This is a genomic window from Streptomyces sp. NPDC059853 (genome assembly GCF_042731495.1).
In the GTDB taxonomy this organism is placed as follows: domain Bacteria; phylum Actinomycetota; class Actinomycetes; order Streptomycetales; family Streptomycetaceae; genus Streptomyces.
In genome coordinates, this window is sequence record NZ_JBHWJL010000187.1 from 1 (window position 1) to 10,173 (window position 10,173).

At 71.7% G+C, this 10,173-nt stretch carries 10 protein-coding genes; all 10 read right to left on the bottom strand.

What is annotated here, in order from left to right:
• Window positions 1-122 precede the first annotated feature (122 nt).
• On the bottom strand, window positions 123-1,379 hold the full coding sequence (locus tag ACFV5N_RS18805) for a DivIVA domain-containing protein (RefSeq protein ID WP_385600906.1): 1,257 nt from the start codon (window positions 1,377-1,379) through the stop codon (window positions 123-125).
• A gap of 49 nt (window positions 1,380-1,428) precedes the next feature.
• Window positions 1,429-1,713, bottom strand: coding sequence for a YggT family protein (locus ACFV5N_RS18810; protein ID WP_019433675.1), 285 nt, complete (start codon window positions 1,711-1,713; stop codon window positions 1,429-1,431).
• 71 nt (window positions 1,714-1,784) lie between these two features.
• Window positions 1,785-2,408 carry a cell division protein SepF gene (locus tag ACFV5N_RS18815; protein WP_019433676.1) on the bottom strand — a complete coding sequence of 208 codons (624 nt, stop codon included), beginning with the start codon at window positions 2,406-2,408 and terminating at the stop codon, window positions 1,785-1,787.
• Between the two features lie 124 nt (window positions 2,409-2,532).
• Window positions 2,533-3,255, bottom strand: coding sequence for a YggS family pyridoxal phosphate-dependent enzyme (locus ACFV5N_RS18820; RefSeq protein ID WP_385600909.1), 723 nt, complete (start codon window positions 3,253-3,255; stop codon window positions 2,533-2,535).
• Window positions 3,248-3,982, bottom strand: coding sequence for a peptidoglycan editing factor PgeF (pgeF, locus tag ACFV5N_RS18825; RefSeq protein ID WP_385600927.1), 735 nt, complete (start codon window positions 3,980-3,982; stop codon window positions 3,248-3,250). The genes ACFV5N_RS18820 and pgeF overlap by 8 nt, the downstream gene beginning before the upstream one ends.
• Window positions 3,983-3,997: 15 nt before the next feature.
• Entirely contained in the window at window positions 3,998-5,236 is a 1,239-nt protein-coding gene (gene ftsZ, locus ACFV5N_RS18830; RefSeq protein ID WP_385600912.1) for a cell division protein FtsZ, read from the bottom strand.
• Window positions 5,237-5,497: 261 nt separating this feature from the next.
• Window positions 5,498-6,298 (bottom strand): cell division protein FtsQ/DivIB, encoded by an 801-nt coding sequence (locus tag ACFV5N_RS18835; RefSeq protein ID WP_385600915.1) that lies wholly within the window; start codon window positions 6,296-6,298, stop codon window positions 5,498-5,500.
• Window positions 6,299-6,324: 26 nt separating this feature from the next.
• Window positions 6,325-7,416 (bottom strand): undecaprenyldiphospho-muramoylpentapeptide beta-N-acetylglucosaminyltransferase, encoded by a 1,092-nt coding sequence (murG, locus tag ACFV5N_RS18840; protein WP_385600918.1) that lies wholly within the window; start codon window positions 7,414-7,416, stop codon window positions 6,325-6,327.
• A gap of 6 nt (window positions 7,417-7,422) precedes the next feature.
• On the bottom strand, window positions 7,423-8,919 hold the full coding sequence (gene ftsW / locus ACFV5N_RS18845; protein WP_385600921.1) for a putative lipid II flippase FtsW: 1,497 nt from the start codon (window positions 8,917-8,919) through the stop codon (window positions 7,423-7,425).
• Between the two features lie 169 nt (window positions 8,920-9,088).
• A partial coding sequence (gene murD, locus ACFV5N_RS18850) for a UDP-N-acetylmuramoyl-L-alanine--D-glutamate ligase (protein ID WP_385600924.1) occupies window positions 9,089-10,173 on the bottom strand: 1,085 nt, incomplete at its 5' end.

The window sequence follows — 10,173 nt, forward strand, 5'->3', positions numbered from 1 at the left end:
GTGCCCGTCCCGGGGGGGTGGGGGTGGCGGGCCAACCCCGCCGGGGGGGGGGCGGGGACGGGTGTCGGGCCCCCGCCTCGATGGTGCTGATATGCCGACGTGTCACGCCAGGGGCGTCCGCGTCAGTTGTCGTCCTCGTCGATCAGGAAGCCGCGCATCGGGGACGGCGCCTGCTGCTGGACCGGCTGCGGTCCGGCCGGCCGCACCGGCGCCATCGGCTGGGTCATCGCCGGGGACATGCCCTGCTGGCCGCCGTACGAGGGCGGGCCGGAGTGGCCGCCACCGGGGTGCCCGCCGTGGCCGCCGCCGTGACCGGGGCCGCCCATCTGCTGCTGACCGCCCATGGACTGGTGGCCTCCCATGCCGCCGCCGGGCCCGGAGGGGGCACCGGCCGAGGCCAGGGACGGCTGCGGGGACGGGGGCAGCGAGGCCGCGGCGGGGGTGCGCGGCGGGGCCAGCGAGTCGTCGGACTGGCTCTCCAGCTGACGCAGCTGGCTCTCCAGGTACGACTTCAGGCGCGTGCGGTACTCCCGCTCGAAGCCGCGCAGGTCCTCGACCTTGCGCTCCAGGGTGGCGCGGGCGGACTCCAGGGAGCCCATCGCGACCCGGTGCTTCTCCTGGGCGTCCCGCTCCAGGGCGTCCGCCTTGGCACGGGCGTCCCGCTCCAGACCCTCGGCGCGGCTGCGTGCCTCACCGACGATCTTGTTGGCCTCGGAACGCGCTTCCGCGATGGCCTGGTCGGCGGTCTGCTGCGCCAGCGACAGCACCCGGGCAGCGCTCTCGTTGCCGCCGGGCTGCTGCATCGGGCCGGGGCCGCCGGGACCACCGGGGCCGTGGCCCATCGGGCCGGGACCGCCCATCTGCTGATGCTGCTGCATCTGACCGGGACCACCCGGACCGCCGGGACCCATCGGACCACCGGGACCCATGGGGCCGCCGGGACCACCGGGGCCGTGGCCCATCGGGCCGGGACCGCCCATCTGCTGATGCTGCTGCATCTGACCGGGACCACCCGGACCACCCGGTCCGCCCGGGCCCATCGGACCACCGGGCCCCGGCAGCTGGGGCGGGCCGCCCATCTGCTGTTGCTGGGGTCCGGATTGCGGACCGGATATGGCCGGCGGGCCACCGGGGCCGCCGGGCCCGCCGGGGCCGGGCCGCTCCTGCTGCTCCGGCTTGCGCATGTTCTGCTGATTCTGGGCGGCGGCGCGGGTGGCCGCGGCGAGTTTGGCGCGCAGGTCCTCGTTCTCCCGCAGCAGCCGGGTCAGCTCTGCCTCGACCTCGTCGAGGAAGGCATCGACCTCGTCCTCGTCATAGCCTTCACGGAGACGGACAGTGGTGAACTGCTTGTTCCGCACGTCCTCGGGGGTCAACGGCATCTCTTCACCTCAACGTATTTCGTCAGCATATCGGCAAGACCGTACTCGTTCACAGCCCGGCCACGACGTTGATCAGGATGTAGACGATGATCATGAGTACGAAGAAGGACAGATCAAGCGCCACACCCCCGAAGCGCAGCGGAGGAATCACCTTCCGCAGCGCCTTCAGCGGCGGATCGGTGACAGTGTAGGTGGCCTCCAGCGCGACGACCATCGCCCGTCCGGGCTGCCATGACCGCGCGAACATGAAGACGTAGTCCATCACCAGCCGGAAGAGGAGGAGTCCGAGGACGCAATACAAGGCGATCAGGATCACGTCTCGTACGATGCCCATCCGCGGTGTCCCTCTCCCCTGCCCTGCCCGGCTTCTTGGCCGGGTTTCGCTCTCGTCCGGTTGCTGTCGTCTCAGCTCTGGTTGAAGAACCCGCCCTCGGCGATCCGGGCCTTGTCCTCCGCCGTTACATCGACGTTAGCAGGCGACAGAAGGAAGACCTTCTGCGTCACGCGCTCGATGCTGCCATGCAGACCGAAGACCAAGCCAGCGGCAAAGTCGACAAGTCGCTTCGCGTCGGTGTCGTCCATCTCCGTGAGGTTCATGATCACCGGGGTTCCCTCGCGGAAGTGTTCCCCGATCGTACGGGCCTCGTTGTAGGTGCGCGGGTGCAGCGTGGTGATGCGATAGGGCTCCCGCTCGGACACGACCTTGGGCATGATCACCGGTGCGCTCTTCTCGACGTGGGGTCGTTCGGATGTGATGGAAGACACGGGAGCGATCCTCCCAGGTCGTCTGTTTTCCGACAGGAGGGGCGCCGGGGCCGGTTCGCTCTCCCGCTGGGCCGGTGGCTGCACCACCCGCACCGGCTCCTCCACCCGTTCCCGGGGCGGCGGTTCGTGCGTCTGCTGACGCCGGCCGCGCTCCGGCTCGGTCTCGGGTTCGAAATCGTCGTCGGGGCCGTACCCCGGGCGGTCGTAGCCGTCGTCCTCCACGAGGCCGAGGTAGACCGCCATTTTGCGCATCGCGCCAGCCATCGACTGGATCCTCCGCTCCCTGGTGGATCGGCACCGCCCGGATGGGCCGTCAATCCACACCACCATTCCCAGACATATCGGGAATGACCATATTTTCGGCAGTGTTCCGACTTGCTTGGCGACGTTACCCGAGGGCGGGGCGGACTCCGAGTACCGCACTGCCGACGCGCACGTGTGTCGCCCCTGCCCCGATCGCCTCCTCCAGGTCCGCACTCATACCCGCCGAGACCATGGTGGCAGCAGGATGGACGGCGCGCAGGTCACTTGAGATTTCCCGCAGCCGTGCGAACGCCGCATCCGGGCGCCCGGCGTACGCCCCGGTGAGCGGAGCGACCGTCATGAGTCCCGCGAGTTCGAGACCGGGAGCGTCCGCCACCGCGCGCGCCAGCTCCGGTACGCCCCCGGGCGCCACTCCGCCCCGGCCCTCGCCCTGGCCGGCTTCCTTCTCCAGCGCGACCTGCACCAGCACCCGCAGCGGAGCGCGGTCCGCGCCGGTCACCGCCGCGGAGAGCGCCCGGACCAGCCGTGCGCGATCCACCGAGTGGACGTAATCGGCATAACCGGCAACCGAACGTGCCTTATTGGTCTGCAACTGACCCACGAAGTGCCAGTTCAGTGAAAGATCTGCGCAGGCCGCCGCCTTGCGCGCCGCCTCCTGGTCCCGGTTCTCCGCGAAATGCCGGATTCCGAGCCCTGCCAGCAACCGCACATCCTCCACGGGGTACGTCTTGGTCACCACGACCAGCGTGACCTCGTCCCGCGCGCGCCCCGCCGCACCACACGCGCGGACGATGCGCTCCTCCACCCGGGCGAGCCCCGCGGCCAGTTCCCGCTCGCGTTCACTCATCGGGGGACACCCAGACGTAACTGGCCTGCCGGCCCGTGGTCCGCTCCCGGCGGTAGGAGTAGTGGTCGGGGGACTCCAGGGTGCAGACCGGGGAGAGCAGGACGTCGCTCACTCCGGCCGCGGCCAGCTGCCGGCGCACTCCCTCGCCGATGTCCACGCCGGGGGTGCCCTGCCGGGTGAAGCAGCCGCTGCCCGGCACCGCGTCCTCGACCTCGTCGCGCAGCGCGGCCGGCACTTCGTAACAGGCCCCGCACACCGCCGGGCCGGTCCGCGCGGTGATCCGCTCCGGCGCGGCCCCCAGCGCCACCATCGCCTCGACGGTGGCCGGCACCACTCCGAGCGCGAGACCCGGGCGCCCGGCGTGCGCCGCCCCCACCACCCCGGCGGCGGCGTCGGCCAGGAGGACCGGGGTGCAGTCGGCGGTGAGCACCGCGAGCGCCAGCCCGCGGCGGGCGGTCACCACTCCGTCGGCCTCGGGCGGCCGGCCACCGGGCCACGGCCCCTCGGCGACCGCGACCTCCCGGCCGTGCACCTGGTTCATCCAGCACACCCCGGCCGCATCCAGCCCCAGTCCGGCGGCCGCGCGGGCCCGGTTCGCCTCGACGGCCAGTGGGTCGTCGCCCACGGCCCCGCCCAGATTGAGGCTGTCATACGGAGCGGCGCTCACCCCGCCCCACCGGTCGGTGAAGGCGTAGTGCGCGCCGCTCGCTGTGTTCTGTCGGTCTATCACGTCAGAGGAGGTTCACTTGAGAAAGTCGGGAACGTCGAGTTCCTCGGCCTGACCCCCGTCGTACGGGCGGGCCGAGGGCACCTGCGGGGAGAGCGGGGGTGCCGTCTCCTGACGCTCGGCGACCGGCTCGCTCACCACCGGCGTCTCGCGCTCGGCCGGCTCGCGGGAGGGCAGCGTGCCGAGCCCGCCGAAGGACGGCCGCTCGGTGCTCTCGCTCTCACCGCGCTCCTTGGCCGCCGGGGCGGGCGTCTCCTCCTTGGCGGTGTACGAACCGAGCGCCCGGTCCCGGCTGCGGGACGGCGGCTGGCCGCCGTCGAAACCGGCCGCGATGACGGTGACCCGTACCTCGTCGCCCAGCGCGTCGTCGATGACCGCGCCGAAGATGATGTTGGCCTCGGGGTGGGCTGCCTCGCTCACAAGCTGGGCCGCATCTGTGATCTCGAAAAGCCCCAGGTCCGAACCGCCGGAGATGGACAGCAGCACCCCCCGCGCGCCGTCGATGGAGGCTTCGAGCAGCGGGGAGGAGATCGCCATCTCGGCGGCGGCCACCGCCCGGTCGTCGCCGCGCGCGGAGCCGATGCCCATCAGGGCGGAGCCCGCCTCGGACATCACGGACTTGACGTCGGCGAAGTCCAGGTTGATGAGGCCGGGGGTGGTGATCAGATCGGTGATGCCCTGCACGCCGGAGAGCAGCACCTGGTCGGCGGACTTGAACGCGTCCAGCACGCTGACCTGGCGGTCCGAGATGGACAGCAGCCGGTCGTTCGGGATGACGATCAGGGTGTCGACCTCGTCGCGGAGCGAGGCGATGCCGTCCTCGGCCTGGTTGGCGCGGCGCCGGCCCTCGAAGGTGAAGGGGCGGGTGACCACACCAATGGTCAGCGCACCGAGGGTCCTGGCGATGTTCGCGACGACCGGCGCACCGCCCGTGCCGGTGCCGCCACCCTCGCCGGCGGTCACGAAGACCATGTCGGCGCCCTTGAGGACCTCCTCGATCTCCTCGCGGTGGTCCTCGGCGGCCTTGCGGCCCACCTCGGGGTCGGCTCCGGCTCCCAGGCCACGGGTGAGTTCACGGCCGACATCCAGCTTGACGTCGGCGTCGCTCATCAGCAGCGCCTGCGCGTCGGTGTTGATCGCGATGAACTCGACGCCTTTGAGACCGACCTCGATCATCCGGTTGATGGCGTTGACGCCACCGCCGCCGATACCGACGACCTTGATGACTGCGAGGTAGTTCTGCGGTGCTGCCACGTCGAAGGCCTCTCGCCTCGATTACGTATCGCCGCTCCGCGGATGCAGCGGTGCGCCGAAGGATGCCGATGGGACGGTTTGGGAAAGCCGACCCGACCCTAACGCTCAAGTTTAGGGTTAGCTGTGCTGGTCGTTCCTTGGATTGCTCGGAACGGACACTAAGTCGACATGTGGTACGCGTTCAACGAACACGCCGAACCTCCCGTTTTTCTTTTCACCCTATGTGATCACGCTTGGTTCGGGCCAACCAGGTTCCCACCGTCAACCCCCCGACGCGGCCGGGGCGCTGGGCACGCTCACATCGAAGTGCCGCGCGTCCGGGGCCGCTTTCATCAGTATGGTCAGTGCTTCCGCCTTCGCCGAGGAGTCTTCCGGACTTCCCCAGCGCACGGTCTGATCATCTGACAGTTCAAGGGTGATGGCATCGTACGACTCGATCCGGATCACCGAGGTCCGTTCCGCCAGCGGCTCCGGCAGCGCGGCCGCCACCGCCACCGCCTCGCGCAGCGTGCGGTCCTCGTCGAACCGGCGTGCGCTCGGCGCGTCCGCCATGTCCGGCTCCAGCAGCGGTACCGAGGGCAGCGGCTCGGCGATCTCCGCGAACCGCACCCCCTCGTCGTCCACCTCGGCGAACCCGCCGGGGGCCGGCACCTGGGCGCTCGGCTCCCGTTCCGTCACCTTCAGCCCCACCCCGTGCGGCCAGGCGCGCACCACCTTCACCGACTTCAGCCGGGGCAGCGCGGCCAGCAGCCGGTCCTCGATCGCGCCCTTGTCCAGCGAGGCCATCGGGGCGCCCAGCGGGACCGCGGCCTCCGCCAGCACCTGATCCGCCGTCAGCTCCTGTCGGCTGTCCGGCTCCCAGGCGACCGACACCTTCTCGATCCGCAGCCACTGCGAGCCGTACAGCGCCCAGGCGCCGAAACCCGCCGCACCGACCGCCGCCACCAGGGCGAGGACCAGCAGGATCCGGGAGCGCGGCAGCAGCCGGCGGCCCGGCCGCTGCCCGGACTCCGGCGCGGCGGACGCCCGCTGCCGCTGGGCGACACTGCCGGCTCTGGCCACGCTCCCTCGCCTTCCTCAGCCGCCCGCTACGCCTTGCGGGCCGCGATCGCCTCGTGCACCATGCCGACCAGCAGTTCGTCCGCGTGCGGCCGGCCGAACTCGCTGGCCGCCCGGGACATCGCCAGCAGCCGGCCCGGATCGGTCAGCACCGGCAGGACGTTGCCCCTGACCCACTCCGGCGTCAGCTCGGCGTCGTCCACGATCAGTCCGCCGCCCGCCTTGACCAGCGGCTGAGCGTTCAGCCGCTGTTCACCGTTGCCGATCGGCAGCGGCACATAGGCGGCCGGCAGCCCGACGGCGGACAGCTCGGCGACGGTCATCGCGCCCGCGCGGCACAGCATCATGTCGGCCGCCGCGTACGCGAGATCCATCCGGTCCACATACGATACCGGGACATAAGGCGGCATCCCGGGCATCGTCTCCACCTGCGGCAGGTCGTTCTTCGGACCCACCGCGTGCAGGATCTGCACCCCCGAGCGCTGGAGGACGGTCACCGAGGACTGCACCACCTCGTTCAGCCGCCGCGCGCCCTGCGAACCACCGGACACCAGCAGGGTGGGCAGATTGGGGTCGAGACCGAACGCGGCCCGCGCCTCGGCCCGCACCGCCATCCGGTCCAGGGTCGCGATCGAGCGGCGCAGCGGGATGCCCACGTAACGGGCGTGCCGCAGCTTGCTGTCCGGAGTGGAGACGGCGACGAAGTTGGTGTAGCGGGCGCCGATCTTGTTGGCCAGACCGGGCCGCGCGTTGGCCTCGTGCACCACGATCGGCACCCGCTGCCGCTTGGCCGCCAGATAGCCCGGCAGCGCCACGTACCCGCCGAAGCCCACCACGCAGTCCGCCTTGGTGCGCTCCAGGATCTCCTCGGCGGCCTTGACCGTCCCGCGCAGCCGTCCGGGGACGGTGATCAGCTCGGGGGTCGGCTTGCGCGGCAGCGGTACGGCCGGGATCAGGCCGAGTTCGTAACCGCGCTCGGGAACCAGTCTGGTCTCCAGACCGCGCTCCGTACCGAGGGCCGTGATCCCCACGGTCGGGTCCTGCCTGCGCAGGGCGTCCGCGAGGGCGAGCGCGGGCTCGATGTGACCGGCGGTCCCCCCGCCGGCGAGTACAACATGCACCGAATTTCACCGCTCTCCGGACGGCGCCTTCTTCGCGCGCCGTCTCATCGACTTGCCAATGAGCCCAGGTTTCCGCATGGCCAGGGCCGCCCCGGCGGCGGGGTCGCTGCGCGCGAAGGCGATCAGCAGCCCGACCGCGAACATGGTGGACAGCAGAGCCGAACCCCCGTAGGAGAACAGCGGGAGGGGAACCCCGGCGATGGGAAGCAGTCCCAGCACCGCGCCGATGTTGATCACGACCTGGGTCATGATCCAGGCCGTCACCCCGCCCGCGGCGTACCTCACGAAGGGGTCCTCCGTGCGTCCGGCCACGCGGATACCCGCATAGCCTAGAGCCGCGAAGAGGGCGAGCACCGACAGCGTCCCCGCAAGGCCCAGCTCCTCCCCCGTGATGGCGAAGATGAAGTCCGTGTGCGGCTCGGGGAGTTCACCCCATTTTTCCACACTGGCCCCCAGACCCGAGCCGAACCAGCCGCCGCTGGCGAGGGCGTAGATGCCGTGCACCGCCTGCCAGCAGCGGTCACCGTCACCCGGTTCCGTGGCGCCCACACAGGCGAGCCGGTCCATCCGGTGCGGGGCGGCGGCCATGAACAGCGCCGCGAGACCCGCCGCGGTGACCAGCACCCCGGTGAACAGCCGGGTGGGCGCGCCGGCCAGCCACAGCAGGGCGAAGAGGATCACGGTCGGAATGATCACCGTGCCCATGTCACCGCCGAGCATCACCAGGCCGTAGACCAGCAGCGCGCCGGGTACCAGCGGGATGAGGAGATGGCGCATCTGGCCGAGCAGCCCCCGGTCCCCCTTGCGGGCCAGCAGATCGGCACCCCACAGCACCAGGGCGAGCTTGGCGAACTCGCTGGGCTGGAGCCGGAACCCGCCGGCCACGTCCAGCCAGTTGGTGTTGCCGTTGACCTCGACGCCGATGCCGGGCACCTGGACGAGCACCAGCAGGCCGACGGTGACCACCAGGAACGGATAGGTGAGCGCGCGCAGCAGCCGCAGCGGCATCCGCATGGCGATCACCAGCAGCACCGCGCCGCCGATGGCGGCCAGCAACTGCTTGTGGAAGTAGTACGTGGCGGGCAGTCCCCAGCGCAGCGCCTGGATCTGGGAGGCGGAGAAGACCATGACCAGCCCGAGCAGCGCGAGCAGCAGCCCGGTGCCCAGCAGCACGTAATAGGCCGTCAGGGGGCGGTCCCAGGTCCGTTTGAGGCGGCGGACGAAGCGGGGCGCGCGCGGCCGGCGCGGGGGCCGCTGGGGGCCGCGCGGGGCGCGCGCCTTGCCGGCCGCCTTCTTCGCCGGGGTACGCCGTGGCGCGGGCGCCGCCTTCACCTGGGCCGGCCGTCCCGTCTTGCGCAGTGCGATGCCGGCCGCTCCGGCGGGCAGCAGCCCGCCCGGCACCGGCCGGTCGCTCGCACCGATCCGCCATGTCCTCACGCGCACCCCCGGTTCCACCGCACGGACCCGGACGGGACACCGCTGGTGTCCTCGCCCCACCGGCATCCTCCACCGGCCGCCCGGCGGGCGGGAGACCACCCCCGCCGGTCCGGGGTCCGGCCGTCCGTTCCCGGTCCTGCGCTGTGCGTGGGACGTGCTGGTCCTGGCCGGTCAGGGCCACGCATGGGCTCCGTCGCCTCCTTCGTGTCCCGCCGGTGGCCGGAGGCGGCGGGGTTCAGTCGGTCAGGGCCGCGACGGCCGTCGCGAACGCCTCGCCGCGCTCGTTGTAGTTGGTGAACATGTCCATCGAGGCACAGGCCGGGGCCATCAGGACGGTGTCGCCGGTGCGGGCGAGCGCGGTGGCCTCCCGTACGGCGGCGGCCATCGCCCCAGTGTCGGTCCGGTCGAGGCTGACGACCGGGACATCCGGCGCGTGTCGCGCCAGGGCGTCGGCGATCAGCCGGCGGTCGGCGCCGATGAGGACCGCGCCGCGCAGCCGGTCGGCCGCGGCGGTGACCAGTTCGTCGAAGGTGGCGCCCTTCGCCAGGCCGCCGGCGATCCACACGATGGACGGGTAGGCGGCCAGCGACGCCTGTGCGGCATGGGTGTTGGTCGCCTTGGAGTCGTTCACGTAGGAGACGCCCGCCACGTCCGCGACATGGGCGATGCGGTGCGCGTCGGGCGTGAAGGCCCGCAGTCCCTCCCGTACCGCCTTGGGTTCGACGCCGAAGGCGCGGGCGAGCGCCGCCGCCGCGAGGGCGTTGGCGATGTTGTGCGGGGCGGCCGGGGTCACATCCGTGATCTCGGCCAGTTCCTGGGCCTGCCGGTGGCGCTGGGGCACGAAGGCGCGGTCGACCAGGATGCCGTCCACGACGCCGAGCTGGGAGGGGCCCGGGGTGCCCAGGGTGAAGCCGATCGCGCGGCAGCCCTCGGTCACGTCCGCCGCGCGGACCAGGTCCTCGGTGGCGGGGTCGGCGGCGTTGTAGACGCAGGCGACGGTGTTGCCCTCGTAGATGCGGCCCTTGTCGGCGGCGTAGGCGGCCATCGTGCCGTGCCAGTCGAGGTGATCGGGGGCGAGGTTGAGCACGGCCGCCGAGTGCGGGCGCACCGAGGGCGCCCAGTGCAGCTGGTAGCTGGAGAGTTCGACGGCGAGGACGTCGTACGGCTCGGGTGACCGGACCACGTCGATGATGGGGGTGCCGATGTTGCCCACGGCGGCCGTGCGCAGCCCGGCGGCCCGCAGGATGGCGGCGAGCATTTGTACGGTGGTGGTCTTGCCGTTGGTGCCGGTGACGGCCAGCCACGGCGGGGCGCCGGGGC

What these genes read in the sequence shown, in the direction of transcription:
- ACFV5N_RS18815 (WP_019433676.1), bottom strand. Translation starts at nt 2,408, where the DNA reads ATGGCTGGCGCGATGCGCAAAATGGCGGTCTACCTCGGCCTCGTGGAG.
- ACFV5N_RS18805 (WP_385600906.1), bottom strand. Translation starts at nt 1,379, where the DNA reads ATGCCGTTGACCCCCGAGGACGTGCGGAACAAGCAGTTCACCACTGTC.
- ACFV5N_RS18810 (WP_019433675.1), bottom strand. Translation starts at nt 1,713, where the DNA reads ATGGGCATCGTACGAGACGTGATCCTGATCGCCTTGTATTGCGTCCTC.
- ACFV5N_RS18820 (WP_385600909.1), bottom strand. Translation starts at nt 3,255, where the DNA reads ATGAGTGAACGCGAGCGGGAACTGGCCGCGGGGCTCGCCCGGGTGGAG.
- ftsW (WP_385600921.1), bottom strand. Translation starts at nt 8,919, where the DNA reads ATGCCGGTGGGGCGAGGACACCAGCGGTGTCCCGTCCGGGTCCGTGCG.